The organism is Mongoliibacter sp. (assembly GCF_007692705.1).
Lineage (GTDB): Bacteria > Bacteroidota > Bacteroidia > Cytophagales > Cyclobacteriaceae > Mongoliibacter.
In genome coordinates, this window is record NZ_REBN01000159.1 from 25,281 (window position 1) to 41,901 (window position 16,621).

Here is a 16,621-nt window from a genome sequence, read left to right on the forward strand (position 1 = left end):
CCCTATCAAATTCAAAGATTATGAAGCCAAATAAAAGTATTTTTATAGCTACTGCGGAACCTTTCAGTGGAAAATCTATCGTCGCTCTTGGCCTGGTAGATATGCTCTTGGCAAGAACGCAAAAGATCGGGTATTTCAAACCTATCATAAACCATGAACCAGCCATCAAGCCTGACAGTCATATTGAGACTTTAATTGGATATTTCAAACTGCCACTACAGATTGAAAAAACCTTTTCTTACACCAGGGAACAGGCAAATATTCTAGCCCAGTCTGGAATGCAAAATGAAATTATAGATAATATTATTTCCAAGTTTAAAAGCTTAGAAGAAGAGTATGATTTCACCATAATTGAAGGAAGTGATTTTCTGGGAGAGGGTACGGCTTTTGAATTTGATGCCAACCTAGCCATAGCCAAAAATCTGGGCACGCCAGTGATCATAGTGGCCTCAGGGGATGGAAAATCAATATCTCAAATTTGCAGTAACGTCAATGTTACCATCAATAATTTCCTGCAGCGAAAAGTGAAAGTGATTGCTGTTGTAGTCAATAAAGTAGATGAATCAGATCTCAATAATGTACAGCAGGCACTTCAAAATCAGGTAATAAATGATATTCAGATAGCTGTCATCCCTAAAATCACTGCTTTAAAAAGTCCTTCTATGTATGAGGTAAAGGAGCATCTCAATGCTGAAGTTATGTTTGGTGATGAACAGATGAGCAACAGGGCCGATCACTTTATATTTGGGGCGATGCATATTGCCAACTTCCTCAATCATATCAAGCAGAATGTGTTGATTGTCACTCCAGGTGACAGATCGGATATCCTGCTGGCATCTTTACAAGCTAGTCTTTCCAAAAACTATCCCAAAATAGCTGGGATTGTACTTACTGGTGGATTTGAAGTTCCTGATTCTGTCATCAGGCTGATACAGGGAACCAATACCCTCATTCCAATTCTCAGGGTAGAGGAACCATCCTTTTATGCAGCCACCAAAGTTGCTGCTATTCATTCAAAGTTCAGCCCTTCCAATCCTGAGAAAATCCATATTGCCATCAATACCTTCAATAAATATATGGACATGGAAGCCTTGGAAAACAATATTGCATCCTTCAAAGCTTCAGGTATGACTCCGAGAATGTTCCAATACCAATTGGTGAGCTGGGCCAAAAACAAAAAGAAACACATCGTACTTCCTGAAGGTCATGACGAGCGCATTCTTAAAGCGGCCGATAGACTTGTCAGGCATGGCATTGTAAACATAACCTTATTGGGTAACTTGGACGAAATCACAGCCTCTATCAACCGATTGGGTTTGGGACTCAGCCAGGAAAACTGTCAAATCATCAACCCTCAGGAATCTGTATACTTTGATGATTATGCCAACACTCTCTTTGAAATCAGAAAAGGTAAAAAACTACCGTTGGGTATAGCCAGAGACCTGATGACTGACGTAGCCTATTATGGCACCATGATGGTACACAAAGGCCATGCAGATGGCATGGTTTCAGGCGCGGTCCATACCACTGCACACACCATTAGACCAGCTTTACAATTTATCAAAACCAAGCCTGGAATTTCCCTCGTTTCCTCGGTATTCTTTATGTGTCTTCCAGACAGGGTGACCATTTTCGGGGATTGTGCCATTAATATCAACCCATCAGCTGAAGAATTGGCTGAAATAGCCATTTCCTCTGCCGACACCAGTGCTAAATTCGGAATCGAGCCAAGGGTAGCCATGTTATCTTATTCTTCAGGAGCATCAGGTTCGGGAGAAGATGTAGACAAAGTTCGCTCGGCAACGCAAATAGTCAAGGAAAAAAGGCCAGACATCCTGGTGGAAGGACCCATACAGTATGATGCTGCTGTGGACCCAAAAACGGGAAAACAAAAAATGCCTGATTCAAAAGTTGCCGGAAATGCATCTGTTTTAATATTTCCTGACTTAAATACTGGCAACAATACCTACAAAGCAGTACAAAGAGAAACTGGAGCAATAGCCATCGGGCCTATGTTGCAGGGTATGAACAAACCTGTCAATGACCTAAGCCGTGGTTGTACTGTAGATGATATTTACAATACGGTAGTCATTACCGCCATACAGGCACAGGAGTGAATAAAATTTTAGATTTTAGATTTTAGATTTTTGCTCTCGCATCTAACCTCACACAAAATGAAAATTCTCGTACTCAATTCCGGAAGTAGCTCACTGAAATATCAGCTTTTTGATATGCCCGATGAAAATCCAATCTGTACAGGCTTAGTTGAAAGAATAAGTTCAGAAGAAGCCTCAATCAGACACTTGGTTTACCTCAAAGGAAAGGAGAATAAACATAATATTTCCAAACCCATTAAAAATCATGAAGATGCTCTTCAGCTTGTTACTTCATTGTTAATGGACTCAGAAAAAGGAGTACTCAAAAATATTGACGAAGTGAAAGCAATAGGTCACCGAGTAGTTCATGGAGGGGAACAATTTGCCTCTACAACGCTGATCACCAAAGAAGTAAAAGCTAAGATCAAGACACTATTTGAACTTGCTCCACTTCATAACCCGCCAAACTACCGTGGGATAGAGGTTGCTGAAAGAATATTCCCAAAAGCAAAACAGGTAGCTGTGTTTGATACAGCCTTTCACCAAAGTATGCCTCCCCGTGCCTACCGCTTTGCCATTCCCAAAGAAATGTATTTCGATTTGGGTATAAGAGCTTATGGTTTTCATGGAAGTTCGCATCAGTATGTAGGAAAGAGGGCTTTGGAATACATGAAAAATCCAGAAGCAAAAATAATTACAATCCACCTTGGTAATGGATCCAGTATGGCTGCCATTAAATCAGGTAAATCTATTGACACCAGTATGGGGCTTGGCCCTATGGGTGGGCTGATGATGGGTACTCGCTGTGGAGATATTGATCCTTCCATTATTTTTTACCTGATCAACGAAAAAGGTTACAGTCCAAAAGAGGTCAATGATATACTGAACAAGAAGAGTGGGATGTTAGGTATGGCTGGTCATAGCGATATGAGAGATGTGAAGGCAGCAATTGAAAATGGAGACGACGAGGCCAGGTTGGCCTATGAGATTTACGCCTACAGGATTCAAAAATATATAGGTGCTTATGCTGCTGCCATGAATGGCTTAGATGCTATTGTCTTTACTGCCGGAATTGGAGAAAATGATCCTGATATGAGGGCAGCTGTATGTAAGGATATGGATTACTTTGGAATTCTTCTTGATCCAAATGCAAATCAAAATCGTTCTTCTGAAATCAGGGAAATCAACATCCCTAGTTCCATAACAAAGATTCTTGTGATTCCTACCAATGAGGAATTGGAAATAGGACAACAGACTTACAAGGTGGTGACCGAAGGATATAGCTAAATACTTTTCCGCTTTTTGAGTTCTGCATTGATTTGACCCAAATGAAAAACTGAAAGTTAAGTTTTTATCACCTTTTCAAAACAAAAACTGTTTTCAACCCCTTCATATTGTCCATAATTTGAAATTTGCTTGTATCCACTTTTTTGGTAAAGCTTGATGGCTTCAGGCTGGTTTTTCCCCGTTTCCAGTATACAGCTCTTATAGCCCAATTCTTTTGCCCATATCTCCAAATCTGCTAGCAAATTGCCTGCAATCCCCATCCCCCGCCTATCAGGTCTGACAAACATACGTTTGATTTCTACTCGCTCATCATCGAACTTTTTGATCGCACCACAGCCAACGGGTGCTCCAAAAAGATAAGCTACCACAACGTGATGAATATTGTCCAACTTGTTAAACTGATCATAGAAAGCATGGTCTTCCCCATCCGTAATGGCCAATTCCTGGTCCAATTCAATCACAAGTGCTATAAAGTCAGGGTCTATTGCCTGAGTTCTATTTAATACCAACATATAGAACCTTTTTAAAATCTATTTAAGCAGGAAGCATATTTCTGATCGCTGCTATTTTCCAACCTTCTATAGTCTTCACCACTATGAAAGTACTCCACATATTCCTTTCATTACCATTTTCCGAAATTATCCTATATTGGGTATCCACCACTGCATTTTGCTCATTCAGGTAGCGAATCTTCTCAATTTCGAGTTCTCTCTTCCCTGGGTTATTTGTAGAGCTACTTCTCATTCCTTCCAAGGCTTCCTCTATTCCCCTTCTCCATTCTCCAGAAGAAACCAATTGATCAATATCTACCAATAGAACTCTCTTCAACAAATCTTCATTTCTATTTTCTCTTGCTGAATTATAATCTGAAATCAACTGCTGAATGGAAATATCAGCTTCTTTTCTAAAATTTCCCTGAGCTTGACTAAAGAAAGGCACTAAAAAAATCACCAGAGTGGCTAAATTTATTTTTATCTTCCGTTTTCCCATATCAATATCAAGTTATGGTCATTTCCTTGGAATCCAAAATAACTTTTCCATATACCAGTCAATAAAATGAATTCATCAAAAAAACCACCCGGATTTCCGGGTGGCTATATGGGTGTTCAAACAACTGTTTAAATTATTCTAAAAACCCAAACCAACTGCCATTGCAGTAGCTGTAACATTAAAGTCTGAAACTTTACTGGCTTCACCAGTACTGATATTGATGCTGTAGACACTGGTCATTCCATCGACTGTCAACAGAGCAAAAGCCATATCCGACATCCCTCCGATATCAAAACCGTTTTCAGCAGTGAATTCAATACCTAAGGATCCAATTTCTACTAAACCTCCATCATTTGGAGGATCTTGCCTATAAAGCAGCCCTGTTTCACTATCCAAGACATAGAGGACCGTACTGGTTGCCGTGGCTATGTTATTCGTATAAGCTGCCCCATTCACAAAAGGATTCACAGGGTTTAAATCACCATCGACAGCGACAACTGTACCCAAATCCGGATGTAATCTCAGGTTTTGTCCCGTATTACTGACAAGCCTAATCCTATCCACGGTTGGATTGAAATCAAAGCCAAAGCTTTCTCCATCAAGCGATGGTGACAATGGGTCTCCAACAGGACTTAAAGATCCGTTAGACGTATTTACTGTCAAAAGTCTGCTCTGGTTAGAGATCGCATAAAGCGCCCCATTGGCTGGTCTAAAATCAAGTCCAACTATTATTTCTCCCTCATTAAGTCCCATTAGATCTACGGCATTACTGGAAGGATTCAAAGGATTAAATCGCTCAAGCTTGTTATCAGCAGTGACTGCGAAAGCCACAGGATTTGTTTTAAAAGCAATTCCCCATACACGATTACCAAATGTCCCCACCCATTCTGCTGCGCCACTTTCAAGGTTGATAGTATACAATTTAGATTCCCCTTCTTTTAACGTAACCGCCAGTGCTGCGCTGTTATCAGGGTTAATGTCAAAATTACCCAAGCCCATAAAATCTACACCAAGATCTCCAACCTCTCTTAAACCTCCGTCATTTGGGGGATCCTGAATGAAAAGTTTGTTGGATGAAAAATCAATATCATAAAGAGCAGTTGAATTGGCTCCTGCTACCGAATTGGTGTATGCTACAGCGCCAATCTGAGGATTATCTCCTCCGCTAATCATTCCATCTTCTGCCACTACTGTTCCCAATTCGGGATGTAACCTTAAATTCTGACCTGAAGCAGTCACTAGGCGTATTCTATCCACGGTAGGATTAAAGTCCAACGAAGCATTTTCCCCATCGATGGCAGGAGAAAAAGGGCCATCTCCCAAAGCAGTGGCTTCACCAGTATATTCATTGATAAAATAAAGCCTACTGGTACTTCCCAAAGCATACAATTGACCTGTGGCTGGCCTATAATCTATACTTACAATCATCTCGTTACTTTCGAGTCCGGCAATGGATTTGATTTCCATGGGTGAATCCAAATCGCGTGCGTTGAACATCATGATTCTGTTATCATCTGTTAACGCCATAAAATCCACATCTGGAGCCATTCCTGGCATAGGTTCCTCACCTACTGGAGGAATTGCCGGATTTTCATCATCACTACAAGCAAAAGCTAAAGCTGCCACAAACATTGTCAATAGAACCGAAGTCCTCAAAGATTCAATATAATTTCTCATGGTAAGTTGGTTTAAGTTAATGCGTATAAATACGAACCAGCTTTTAGCAGTGGATTGGATGAAAAAGTAAAAAAATTAAAATTTTTAATCTATTATTAATAACTAAACTCTAAAACTGTAATTAGTAAAATATATTTACCATAAATTCATACTACAAAAAAGTAATTATACCAAAATTCAGGTTAAGACAGTATTGGTTTTACTGGTTTTTGGTATTTTAATTCACGACCCAATTTTATTTTGCATTAATTTTGCAAGAATATATGCATGACTTCTTCAAAAAAGGTAATTTTTAGAAATGATGTTCCAAAAAGAATCAGTGAGATCAGTTTGAAAGCGCTGTCTTTTTACCCTGAACTTGAATCGCATACCATTGAATTCATGGTCGATGACAATATCACCAAGTCTGTCATGCAGGCGCAGCCAAAATTTGTATCAATGTTGGGTTTCGGAAAAAGAACTTACCTCATAAAAATAAGCCGACATTTCAAACTCAAAGGTAAAAAGATTCCTATAGACGATCTTCCCGAAGATGTCTTGCTGGGTTGGATCGGACACGAATTGGGACATATTATGGATTATTTACATAAAAATACCTGGTCTATGATAATATTCGGGATTGGTTACCTCACTTCCAAAAGTTTCATTATATCAGCTGAAAGGGCTGCGGATACCTATGCTGTCAATCATGGTCTCGGAGAATATATCCTTAAAACCAAAGATTTTATCTTAAACCAGGCAGGAATGAGCCCTAGTTATTTGGATAAAATCAATAGGCTCTATTTGCCACCAGAAGAGGTAATGATAATGATAGAAGAGCTGGAAAAAAATTAGTCCAATAGGCCTCCTATATATTCTTTCCAATCTATAAAATCCTCCTCTTTCATTACGCGGGGAACCTTCACCTGACCTCCTTTTTGTTTGGTTTCTTCTGTCCATTTTTGAAAATAAGACGCAGGAATCAATTTTACTCGGACACCCTTCAGCGCTTTGCTACGTGCAACCTTGTAGTTTTTGTTACTTCTTTGTAGAATTTCATTCAGACTTTGGGCAACTTTTTCCTCATCTAAATCAAAGTCCCCTTCTAGTCCCAAATACCAGGAATGATAATACTCACCATCTTCTTGTATTGCGGATACCGTAAACTCTTTGATATCGCAATTGAATTTTTCCTCCAGTACCTCCATCGCTTTATTCATTTGAATAATTGAAAGATGGGAGCCTACTACATTTAGAAAATGTTTGGTTCTTCCTGTGATTTTGATTTCTGCTTTCGCTTTATCTGTAAAGGTTATAGTATCACCTATCATATACCGCCAAGCCCCGGAAACTGTAGAAATAATCAGAACATAATCTACGTCCTCTTCAACTTCCTCTATGTTTAAGGCTTTGATTCCTTGTTTAATAGACCCATTTTCATCCATGTTTTCTGGTGTAAAAGGGACAAATTCGAAATAGACCCCATTATTTGTTATCAAAGCCATTGCATCGGTTTCTTTTCTGATCTGTGTTGCTATATAACCTTCCGATGCCAAGTAGGTATCAATTACAGTAATGGGTTTAGCTGTGATTTTTTCAAAACTTTTCCTGTATGGTTCAAAGGCAACACCTCCCGAGGTATAAACCTGAAAATTGGGCCAAATATCATGAATGGTTTCCACCCCATGATAGGATATCACCTTTTTCATCATCAACTCGATCCAGGAAGGAATTCCGGAAATACCACCAATATCCCAATTGGGTGCTTCTTTGGCTAAAGCTTCGACCCTTTCATCCCAATCCTGAATGGAAGAAATTTCTTTCCCTGGCCTATACACTCCCTCAAACCAAAACGGAATCTGACTGGCGGAGATACCCGAAATTTCACCCTCAAAGTGTCCATTGACTTTTTTGAGATCGGTACTACTGCCAAACATTAGAATTTCTTTTTCATAAAATTCGGGCGGAAGGTCAAAATCTGCCAAAGCTTTGATTTGTTGTAAGCCACCCTTTCTAATCGCTTTTACCATTTCATCGGTAACTGGAATATGTTTTTTGGAACTTGTTGTACCACTGGACACTGCAAAAAACTCTACCTTACCCGGCCAAGTAATATCGGGGGCTCCATCTATTACACGTTGCCACCACCTTTCTCGCAATTCGTCATAGCTATGGTAGGGAACGGTTTCAGCAAAAGCCTTCCTGGGGTCTTCATTTTCTAACAAGCTTTCAAATTCATAGTACTTTCCAAAAGATGTTTTTTTTGCTGTATCCAATAAGTCTATCAAGACATCCTTCTGGGCATCAGCATGATTCGAACTTGTAAAAATCTTATCGGCCGTTTCTACTGCCTTCTTGATGATTTCTCCTATAATTGCCATAGAATATAAGTTTAAAAAAGACCTGTTTGATTACCTGTATTTTTAATGTCAGGAATAATCCGATCTCAAATGAAAATTATTATAGCAATCAAAAAGCAAAGACCGAACCATTGAAGGCTCCAATTATCAAAAAAAAGTAGGCATCAACAAAAGATGTGTTTAAATGAGGTGAATCGGGAAACAGAAAAATATTTAACTTTTTTTTAGAAATGAATGCAACCTATTTTTGACAAGGTGCATCTACCTATTTGAAAGCCAACCAAAATGTTATTTAAGAAAACTTTTACCACGGAAAAAGAATTGCTCAGGGGCTGCCTGAGGGCTGAGCGAAAGGCCCAACAGCAGCTCTATGAACAATATTCCGGAAAGTTTCTTGCAATCTGCATCAGGTATGTGAAAGATAGGGATCTGGCAGAGGATGTTATGATAGAAGGCTTCATGAAGATCTTTGAAAAACTTACCCAATTTGAGGAAAAAGGCAGCTTTGAAGGTTGGATGAAGAGAATTATTGTCACACAGTCTCTTCTGACCTTGAGAAATAACAAAAACCTGAACATGGAAGTCACCATGGACAGCACACTTCAGGTGGCGGACACCATCTACGAACTCAAACACTTGGAAACAGCAGAGCTCATGGAGCTCATCAAAGAACTACCCGTGGGATATAGGACAGTATTTAACCTCTATGCAGTAGAAGGATACAGTCATGCTGAGATAGCAGACCTTCTTGGAATCACCGAGTCCACTTCCAAATCCCAACTCAATAGGGCGAGAAATGTATTGAAACAGAAAATAGCCGATCAACAGATAAAAGAAAGGAGAATCAATGGCTAAGACAGAAAAAAACTTTGACCAGTACTTCAGAGAAAAACTGGAATCACATCAGGAAAAACCATCCTCATTGGCTTGGGAAAGGCTGGAAAGCCAATTACCCAAGAAGAAAAAGGCTGGATTTTATCCTCTACTCAGAATAGCTGCTGCTATCGTCCTTTTACTTTCAGCAGGAATTGTATTGTTAAAGTGGTCAGGAGATGACCAAGATACGCCGCAGCAAGTAGCCGAACTGACAACTCTAAAGGAAGAAGGTATTAGTAAAAATCAAGAAAATGATGAGTCAGTAATTTCAGAAACTTCACCAAATCAAAAAGAAGATAATTCAGAAACGGTAACTGCAAAAGAACCAAAACCCGATGTGATTCAAAAACAGCCAATAAGACCCACAACTACACCTTTTAAAGATCCTGCCTTGGGAAAAACGATGGCTGAAGCAATCGCACCAAGAGAAGAAAATAAAATAGTAGAAATGGAACTTCCGGAAATCACTCTTCCAGAATTGAAGATCACAGAAGCTGTAGCCATGAATCAAGCGGTAGAAGAAGAACCTGCTTATAAAGTGATCATCAAGTCCAGAGGATTAAAAGAAGAAGCACCTAAACAAGGGTTGATCGGAGAAATCGAAGAAAAAGTAGAGAAAATTGAGGGCTTGTGGAATAAAATAGGCCAAGGATATGCAGACCTGCAGGATGCAAAAGAAAACCTATTTGCCAACAACAGTCCTAGAAAAGAAAGAAGCAAGTAACCAACTATTAGAACTTAAACTTTATGAAAAAATACCTTTTAATGTTTTGCTTAATGGGCTTGGTTTCCCTAGCCTATGGCTTTGACTCCCATGAATTTTCACAAAATCATGCACAGAACGACTCCATCATAGTGGAGTTTGGAAAATCAGGAAAGATCATCCTTGTCGTGGATAATAAGGAGGACTTCGAAAGACTCAAAAACATGAATGTCAACCAAATCATTCGGGAATTGGATCTGGAAGTAGATGAAAAGACTGGAGAATTAGTAGTCGTAGAAGTACAGAGTAAAAAAGGAACCCGCGAAATCGTAAGGGTCAGAGAAGACGGTCCTGAAACAGAAGTCCATATAGGGGGCATTAAAATCTACGTGGATGAGTCTGGAAAAGACACCAAAGTCAAAGTGGAAACCGGCACAAGGAGAAAACTCGATCCGCCTTTTAGAACTTACTTCAACTTGGACCTTGGAATAAACAATTACATAAATGCACAAGGCAATATGCCTGGAGGCAGTTCAGCACCTCCTGCCGTAAAAGGCTGGGGCAGCTGGAATGTGGGTCTCAACTGGATGGCAAGTCAGAGAATTTCCAAAGGATTCCATTGGGATCTTGGACTGGGTGTTCAGTGGTACAACTTTAAGTTTGAAAATCGTGACTTCCAGGCAGTAAGAGGAGATGGAGATATTGATTTTATCCAAAGGACTGATGTCAATGGCTTCAAGAGTAAAATATCCGCTTCCTACCTGACCGCTATGAGTTTGTTCAAACTTGATTTTGGCCAAATGAACGATCAGGGAAAAAGAGGATTCAGAATCGCTGCAGGCCCTTATGCAGGCTACCGTCTTGGAGGTAGAAGTAAGTTTGTGTACAGAGACCTTGATGGAGGAGGGAGAAGAAAAGACTTCGAAACTGTGGGTTCTCACCTCAATAATTTCAGATATGGTATTAGAGGAGAACTTGGAGTAGGAAGAGTAAACTTCTTTACTACTTACGATCTCAATACACTCTTTAGAGCAGGTTCACAGTATGAACTCAATCCAATCGCCTTCGGAATCATTTTCTAACCAATTATTAAACTATTATATATGAAAAAGTATCTGATTTTTTCCCTTATCCTACTTTCAATATCATTCAGCGTTTGTGCGCAGACTGAAATAGAGGATAAAGAAAATGAAACAACACCAAAGCAATCTGTAACTGTTTGGTCTCTTTTCAATACAAAAATTGAAGTTACGAGAAATGATGAGGGACGAAGGGTTTATGAAATCACTTCAAATTCCAAGGTCTACGAGGATGAAGAACTGGAAAAGTACATAAAAAGAGCCAATACCCACAGTACGGATTTTCAAATCGACCTTGGGATCAATACCTGGATTGGAAGTGATGATGCTCCCGAAGTAAGGGCTTGGGGAAGTTGGAGCCCTGCTCTCAATTTCGATTATACTTATAGGGCTGGGAATAATTTCCGTCTCAAAAGTATGGTCGGCGTAAGTTGGTACAACTTTAAATTTGAGGACAGAAACCTTCAGGCTTTAAGAGGTGAAGAGGGTATTGTTTTCCAGGATTTCGCAGCAGGTGGTGGCACCAAATCCAAGATATCAGCTTCTTATCTCAACCTTGGATTGATCCCCACTTTTACCACAGGAAACGGTAAAATCAGAATAGGTGCAGGCCCCTACATTGGCACGCGCTTGGGTGGAAGAGGAAAGTTTGTATATAACAATGAAGAAGGTAGAAAAGTAAAGGAATTCCAACGTACAAACCTATACATCAATAACTTCCGATACGGTGCCAGGTTGGAATTAGGAGTAGCCAATGTGGATCTGTTTGTCAATTACGACCTTAATGAAATGTTCCAAGCCAATAGAGGTCCACAAGTCAATACTTTAAGTTTCGGAATCATACTTTAAATTACAAAGACATGAAAAATTATTTTACAATACCCCTAAGCCTCTTTTTCATAGGCTTCATCATGCTGCCATTTGGTGCTTCCGCACAGATGAAAACACTTGTAGACATTAATAAGAACTACTCTGGTATCACTAAAATCGAAGTTACAGGCGGTGCCTTGGAAATAGCCTATGAAGGAAATCCAGCTTTGGAGGAAGTATCTGTAAATGCCTTTTTGGAATCCAATAACCATGAGCAGGATATCATCTTTGTAACTGTAGGAGATATCCTGAAAATTTCTCACAAAGTCAACAATTCTGGCTCTGGATGGAGAAATATGAAAACCAAAGGCCATATCAAAATCAAAGGGCCTAAAGAAATGGACTTGGAAATGAGAGGCGGGTCAGGTAGTGTATTGGTAGACAATGTCAAATCAGAACTGACTACCATACAGGTAGGCTCTGGAAGAATCACAGGGAAAAACATTTCCGGAGAGGTAGAAACCAAAGCGGGTTCCGGTAGCATTCAACTCCGCAATATCAAAGGAGATGTTTCGGGCAGCGTGGGTTCTGGAAGTGCGAAAATCGAAGATATCCTGGGCAATGTGAAATATTCATCGGGAAGCGGAGGCATCACTGCAACTAATGTCCAAGGGCTTTTAAGTGTGAGTCTTTCTTCCGGAAACGCCAAATTAGAAAATATTGGAGAGCTTGGATCATTAAGGCTTACTTCAGGTAACTTAAATGCCAACAATGCAGGACTTGGTCCTGATACCAGTATCAATGGTTCATCCGGCAATTTCAAGATTAAAACCCCTTCCGATCTTAGAGAATTTAATTTTCACATGAAAGCCACATCCGGAAATATCACAGTTGGCAATTCCAGAGGAGGTAGGTCACTGACTTTGGACAATGGAGCTCCCTACGATATCAAGGGAAGTGTAACCTCGGGGAATATCTCAATAGAAAATTAAATCAAAACATACTGCAATTATTAGGGCCCTTTGATAGCAAAGGGCTCTTGCTTTTTTCGCTGATCACCGAAATCTTCCGCTCTTAGATTTTGACATCTCATATTGATAACATTTTCTTAGTTTATTGATTAATAGAAGAATAAACTACCGAAAAACCTATGACACCTATCAAAAAAGAAAATCTCAAGCAGGAAATTTTTGATCTTTACGACCAGTATTGTCACAATAAGATTGACCGGAGAAGTTTTGTAAGCAAGCTTAGTGTTTTTGCAGTGGGTGGAATGACTGTATCAGCCCTCATGAATTACCTGATGCCAAATTATGCTGAAGCCAAAAGATTTGATCTTGATGATCCTAGGGTAAATGCAGAGTATCTGGAATATGACTCTCCAAAAGGAGCTGGAAAGATGAAGGGATTGCTCAGCAGGCCAAAGGGAAATAAAGCAAAACTTCCTGGAATCATTGTCGTGCACGAAAACAGAGGACTCAATCCCTATATAGAAGATACTGCACATGAGGCAGCCACAGCAGGGTTTATTGCTTTTGCTCCTGATGCCTTGACGCCTTTTGGGGGGTATCCGGGTACTGATGATGAAGGAAGGGAAATGCAGGCAAAGCGAAACAGAGATGAAATACTAGAAGATTTTATTGCTGGCTATGAATTGCTTAAAAACCATCCCGAATGCAATGGAAAAGTGGGTGTGGTAGGCTTTTGTTTTGGTGCTTGGGTTTCAAATATGATGGCAGTTCGCTTACCAGACCTTGGGGCATCAGCTCCTTTTTACGGGGGACAAGCCCCAGCTGATCAAGTTCCTAGTATCCAGGCACCTCTTCAGCTTCATTTTGCAGATTTAGATACTAGAGTAAATGCGGGGTGGCCTGAATATGAGGAAGCCTTAAAAGCAAATAATAAAACTTACGAAGCTTTTTTCTACCCAGAAGTCAATCATGGTTTTCACAACCACTCCACTCCACGCTACGATGAAGCTGCTGCTAAATTGGCTTGGGGCAGAACAATAGCCTTTTTTGAAACCCATCTCAAATAAAATTTTGAATTTAAAATCCTATCTAATCTTCCCCCGTAAAAGCATCAAATCCGTGGATCTTGAGATATTCTGTCAGTTTATCCGGTTGATCTCCATAAGCCGATAGGTCTAGGATTTCCACTCTCTTGAAGTCAATCGGATGACTTTCGCTCTGGAGAGAAATGTATCCCGAGTTCAATAATTTCCCATCGATTTTAACTTCGGGATCATAAGGATTTACATTTCCTCCACCAATCTGAGGCTTTTCATAACTCATTACAGACCTTCCTTCGAGTATATGATGCACAATCGAATCTCCTAAAACCATAAACTCTGCCGTCACCCACCTATCTCCATGGTAGGTCCTGGAACTGGAATTGATACAATGCGGCTCAAAAAGCTCCCCATTGATCACCACGTGAGTTCCTGGTGTACAGAGGTTGCTTGTCGGTCTATCATTGACACCATCACCCCCCAGCATTTGCCCCTCCACCGAAATCGGGAAATCCTGATCCTTGAGCATGGTGTTGGGATCCTGACTATGCAACATGGCGCCTGAATTTCTAAAAGCCCAGCCTTCTCCCCCAGCTGCCTGTTCCCCTACAAACCTATATTCTACTCTAAGCACATAATGAGAAAAAGGCTCCTTATAAAAAATGTGGCCGTACTGCTGATCAAAATCTTCATAACCATCATACCTGACTTTCATCATGCCTTCTTCTACCCTGAAGGTATTTTTAAAATTCTCTCCCAACTCATGTTTTGAAATCTTGATGATCCAATCATCCAAATCCTCTCCATTGAAAAGCTGTTTCCATTCAGGTGCTGGATCAACACTGGCACTTTCCTGAGCCTGCCGCTGTCCGCAGGAAGTCATGAGAAAAGAGAAAACCAAAAGGTATGTAAAGAGAATTTTCATAGTTTTTATGGGTTTTTGTTAAAATTTAAGAAAGTATAGAGATTAAAAAGAGTTTCGGTTTACGAAAACTCGCCTTTCATTCTCTATTAATCGATGTGATGCGTCACGGAATATTAACCTCCATGACCAAAGGCAAATGATCTGAATAGTTGACAGATATGGTTTGGACTGAAAGTACCTCTATCCCGCTGTTTTTGGGTACCCAAAAGTAGTCAATCCTCATTTTGGGATTATCGCTGGAGTAAGTATTTTCCAAATTATCAACTTCCAAAGCAGCATCTCGGAAATTCTCTGCCATCAAGGCATAGCCTTCCTCGTCTGATTCAAAATTAAAATCTCCTGTGATGATTACGGGATAGTCTATGTTTTTGAAGTGATCTAGTATTGCCTTGACTTGAGCAGCCCTGTTGATAGGGTTTTCATGACAAAGATGAGTTCCTGCAAATGCCATGCGCTTCCCCTCAGCCAATTCCACATGCGCAATGGCCATACTTCTACCCTCTCCACCCTCGGGAACTGGCAAGCTTAAGGATTCAAAGCGGCCCTTTTTCTTGCTCAGAACTGCTTCTCCATAACCACCTTCACTGAAATCAATGGCCTTGGCGAAATGACCAAACATTCCCGTTTTCTCCGCCCATACATCTGTGAGGTCAAGTTTTTCCCCAGCAAATCCAGCCGTTCTCAATGTCATGCTATCTACTTCCTGCAAGGCAAGGAAATCAGGAGAGATTTCTCTGATCAGGTTTGCTATATCTTCTACATTAGGAGTGCCCGGCTTATACGGGTTTTCTCCATGATAAATATTATAAGACATCAGCTTGATTAAATTATCCTGAGCAAAGAGCATTTGTGATTGAAATATGAGGAAATATAAAGTAGCTAAAGAGACTAAAATTTTCATTGGGCTTTGCTAATAATTCGTAAGGACTGGTTTGAATTAATTTTAAACTAGGTAAAATTTAATGATTTATGGATATGTCTGAAAACAAAATCACGAAATAGGCTAATTTAATACCAAATAATTCTTACCTGAGCACTTAGCTTTGTCTTGACAAACCCAAAATAGATGAGAAAAATTTTCCCAACATTAATACTGATTTTCTTTTCAATCCATCAATTCGTATTCGCTCAAGAGCTGAGAACAGATTGGTGGACAGAAGCCCGCTTCGGGATGTTTATTCATTGGGGGCTTTATAGCGGAGCGGAAGGGATTTGGAAAGGTGAAAAACACAGGCATTTTAATAATTATGCTGAATGGATAAAATATAGAAACCGAATTTCCAATGAGGAGTATGGCGATTTGGCAAAGCGATTTGTCTGGGATGAAATCAATCCGGAAGAATGGGTGATACAGGCAAAAAAAGCTGGTATGCAATATATCACCATCACTGCGAAACACCATGATGGTTTTGCCTTATGGGACACCCAAATAGGAAATTACAGTTTCAAAAATTACGATCCCAAAAGCAGAGATATCCTCGCCGAATTGGCTGCTGCTTGTAAAAAGCATGATATGAAACTGGGCTTTTACTACTCCCATTGGGTAGATTGGGAACATCCCTATGGGTGGGACCATAACAGGGAGTTGACCGGAGACTTGACGGATGAGCAGTTTGATCAATATTGGCAGGAAAAAGTAATCCCTCAACTGAGAGAACTACTGACCAATTATGGGGATGTGGCTTTGCTGTGGTTTGACATGTGGATAGGACACGAAAAAACCATTGTGCAGGAAAAACAACTCAGGCAGGTCATTCGCTTAGTCCGTGAACTTCAACCCAATTGCCTGATCAATTCCCGCTTAGGTCTTCCTGTCAGTGATCCCGAT

16 protein-coding genes are annotated in these 16,621 nt (G+C 40.1%); 10 read left to right on the plus strand and 6 right to left on the minus strand.

What is annotated here, in order from left to right; all coding sequences use genetic code 11:
* Positions 1-20 precede the first annotated feature (20 nt).
* Positions 21-2,117 (plus strand): phosphate acetyltransferase, encoded by a 2,097-nt coding sequence (gene pta / locus EA341_RS10205; RefSeq protein ID WP_293013738.1) that lies wholly within the window; start codon positions 21-23, stop codon positions 2,115-2,117.
* Between the two features lie 57 nt (positions 2,118-2,174).
* Positions 2,175-3,383 carry an acetate/propionate family kinase gene (locus tag EA341_RS10210; RefSeq protein WP_293013741.1) on the plus strand — a complete coding sequence of 403 codons (1,209 nt, stop codon included), beginning with the start codon at positions 2,175-2,177 and terminating at the stop codon, positions 3,381-3,383.
* 56 nt (positions 3,384-3,439) lie between these two features.
* Here the strand turns inward: EA341_RS10210 and EA341_RS10215 are convergent, their stop codons facing one another.
* From EA341_RS10215 to EA341_RS10225, 3 genes are all read right to left on the minus strand, one after another.
* Positions 3,440-3,895: a GNAT family N-acetyltransferase gene (locus EA341_RS10215; RefSeq protein WP_293013744.1), complete on the minus strand. Its 456-nt coding sequence runs from the start codon at positions 3,893-3,895 to the stop codon at positions 3,440-3,442.
* 22 nt (positions 3,896-3,917) lie between these two features.
* Positions 3,918-4,373 carry a DUF4440 domain-containing protein gene (locus tag EA341_RS10220; RefSeq protein WP_293013747.1) on the minus strand — a complete coding sequence of 152 codons (456 nt, stop codon included), beginning with the start codon at positions 4,371-4,373 and terminating at the stop codon, positions 3,918-3,920.
* A 138-nt stretch (positions 4,374-4,511) separates the two neighbouring features.
* Positions 4,512-6,050 (minus strand): DUF4394 domain-containing protein, encoded by a 1,539-nt coding sequence (locus EA341_RS10225; RefSeq protein ID WP_293013750.1) that lies wholly within the window; start codon positions 6,048-6,050, stop codon positions 4,512-4,514.
* Between the two features lie 267 nt (positions 6,051-6,317).
* Here EA341_RS10225 and EA341_RS10230 point away from each other — a divergent pair, with 267 nt between their 5' ends.
* Positions 6,318-6,884 carry a hypothetical protein gene (locus EA341_RS10230; RefSeq protein WP_293013752.1) on the plus strand — a complete coding sequence of 189 codons (567 nt, stop codon included), beginning with the start codon at positions 6,318-6,320 and terminating at the stop codon, positions 6,882-6,884.
* Here the strand turns inward: EA341_RS10230 and EA341_RS10235 are convergent.
* On the minus strand, positions 6,881-8,410 hold the full coding sequence (locus tag EA341_RS10235) for a GH3 auxin-responsive promoter family protein (protein WP_293013754.1): 1,530 nt from the start codon (positions 8,408-8,410) through the stop codon (positions 6,881-6,883). The genes EA341_RS10230 and EA341_RS10235 overlap by 4 nt on opposite strands.
* A 264-nt stretch (positions 8,411-8,674) precedes the next feature.
* Here EA341_RS10235 and EA341_RS10240 point away from each other — a divergent pair, with 264 nt between their 5' ends.
* The 6 genes from EA341_RS10240 (at position 8,675) to EA341_RS10265 (ending at position 13,895) form a co-directional block, all read left to right on the plus strand.
* On the plus strand, positions 8,675-9,244 hold the full coding sequence (locus EA341_RS10240; protein WP_293013755.1) for a sigma-70 family RNA polymerase sigma factor: 570 nt from the start codon (positions 8,675-8,677) through the stop codon (positions 9,242-9,244).
* Entirely contained in the window at positions 9,237-9,989 is a 753-nt protein-coding gene (locus EA341_RS10245; protein ID WP_293013757.1) for a hypothetical protein, read from the plus strand. The genes EA341_RS10240 and EA341_RS10245 overlap by 8 nt, the downstream gene beginning before the upstream one ends.
* Before the next feature lie 23 nt (positions 9,990-10,012).
* Positions 10,013-11,050 carry an outer membrane beta-barrel protein gene (locus EA341_RS10250; RefSeq protein ID WP_293013759.1) on the plus strand — a complete coding sequence of 346 codons (1,038 nt, stop codon included), beginning with the start codon at positions 10,013-10,015 and terminating at the stop codon, positions 11,048-11,050.
* A gap of 21 nt (positions 11,051-11,071) precedes the next feature.
* Entirely contained in the window at positions 11,072-11,896 is an 825-nt protein-coding gene (locus EA341_RS10255; protein WP_293013761.1) for a hypothetical protein, read from the plus strand.
* Positions 11,897-11,907: 11 nt separating this feature from the next.
* Entirely contained in the window at positions 11,908-12,849 is a 942-nt protein-coding gene (locus EA341_RS10260; protein WP_293013763.1) for a DUF4097 family beta strand repeat-containing protein, read from the plus strand.
* 158 nt (positions 12,850-13,007) lie between these two features.
* A complete protein-coding gene (locus tag EA341_RS10265; protein ID WP_293013765.1) occupies positions 13,008-13,895 on the plus strand; it encodes a dienelactone hydrolase family protein in 888 nt (295 codons plus the stop codon).
* A gap of 22 nt (positions 13,896-13,917) precedes the next feature.
* On the opposite strand, the gene EA341_RS10270 is transcribed toward EA341_RS10265, so the two are convergent.
* Together EA341_RS10270 and EA341_RS10275 are read right to left on the minus strand one after the other, a co-directional pair.
* The gene (locus EA341_RS10270) at positions 13,918-14,751 is read right to left on the minus strand and encodes a DUF1080 domain-containing protein (RefSeq protein WP_293013779.1); all 834 of its coding nucleotides are present in this window, start codon (positions 14,749-14,751) and stop codon (positions 13,918-13,920) included.
* 145 nt (positions 14,752-14,896) lie between these two features.
* Complete coding sequence (locus tag EA341_RS10275) at positions 14,897-15,694, minus strand: endonuclease/exonuclease/phosphatase family protein (protein ID WP_293013768.1); 798 nt, start codon at positions 15,692-15,694, stop codon at positions 14,897-14,899.
* A 165-nt stretch (positions 15,695-15,859) separates the two neighbouring features.
* On the opposite strand from EA341_RS10275, the gene EA341_RS10280 reads away from it, so the two are divergent.
* Positions 15,860-16,621 (plus strand): alpha-L-fucosidase (locus tag EA341_RS10280; protein ID WP_293013771.1); only part of this gene is annotated, 762 nt, incomplete at its 3' end.

Excerpts from the sequence above, each read along its gene's own strand:
- pta (WP_293013738.1), top strand. The coding sequence starts at position 21 with ATGAAGCCAAATAAAAGTATTTTTATAGCTACTGCGGAACCTTTCAGT.
- EA341_RS10210 (WP_293013741.1), top strand. The coding sequence starts at position 2,175 with ATGAAAATTCTCGTACTCAATTCCGGAAGTAGCTCACTGAAATATCAG.
- EA341_RS10215 (WP_293013744.1), bottom strand. The coding sequence starts at position 3,895 with ATGTTGGTATTAAATAGAACTCAGGCAATAGACCCTGACTTTATAGCA.
- EA341_RS10220 (WP_293013747.1), bottom strand. The coding sequence starts at position 4,373 with ATGGGAAAACGGAAGATAAAAATAAATTTAGCCACTCTGGTGATTTTT.
- EA341_RS10225 (WP_293013750.1), bottom strand. The coding sequence starts at position 6,050 with ATGAGAAATTATATTGAATCTTTGAGGACTTCGGTTCTATTGACAATG.
- EA341_RS10230 (WP_293013752.1), top strand. The coding sequence starts at position 6,318 with ATGACTTCTTCAAAAAAGGTAATTTTTAGAAATGATGTTCCAAAAAGA.
- EA341_RS10235 (WP_293013754.1), bottom strand. The coding sequence starts at position 8,410 with ATGGCAATTATAGGAGAAATCATCAAGAAGGCAGTAGAAACGGCCGAT.
- EA341_RS10240 (WP_293013755.1), top strand. The coding sequence starts at position 8,675 with ATGTTATTTAAGAAAACTTTTACCACGGAAAAAGAATTGCTCAGGGGC.
- EA341_RS10245 (WP_293013757.1), top strand. The coding sequence starts at position 9,237 with ATGGCTAAGACAGAAAAAAACTTTGACCAGTACTTCAGAGAAAAACTG.
- EA341_RS10250 (WP_293013759.1), top strand. The coding sequence starts at position 10,013 with ATGAAAAAATACCTTTTAATGTTTTGCTTAATGGGCTTGGTTTCCCTA.
- EA341_RS10255 (WP_293013761.1), top strand. The coding sequence starts at position 11,072 with ATGAAAAAGTATCTGATTTTTTCCCTTATCCTACTTTCAATATCATTC.
- EA341_RS10260 (WP_293013763.1), top strand. The coding sequence starts at position 11,908 with ATGAAAAATTATTTTACAATACCCCTAAGCCTCTTTTTCATAGGCTTC.
- EA341_RS10265 (WP_293013765.1), top strand. The coding sequence starts at position 13,008 with ATGACACCTATCAAAAAAGAAAATCTCAAGCAGGAAATTTTTGATCTT.
- EA341_RS10270 (WP_293013779.1), bottom strand. The coding sequence starts at position 14,751 with ATGACTTCCTGCGGACAGCGGCAGGCTCAGGAAAGTGCCAGTGTTGAT.
- EA341_RS10275 (WP_293013768.1), bottom strand. The coding sequence starts at position 15,694 with ATGAAAATTTTAGTCTCTTTAGCTACTTTATATTTCCTCATATTTCAA.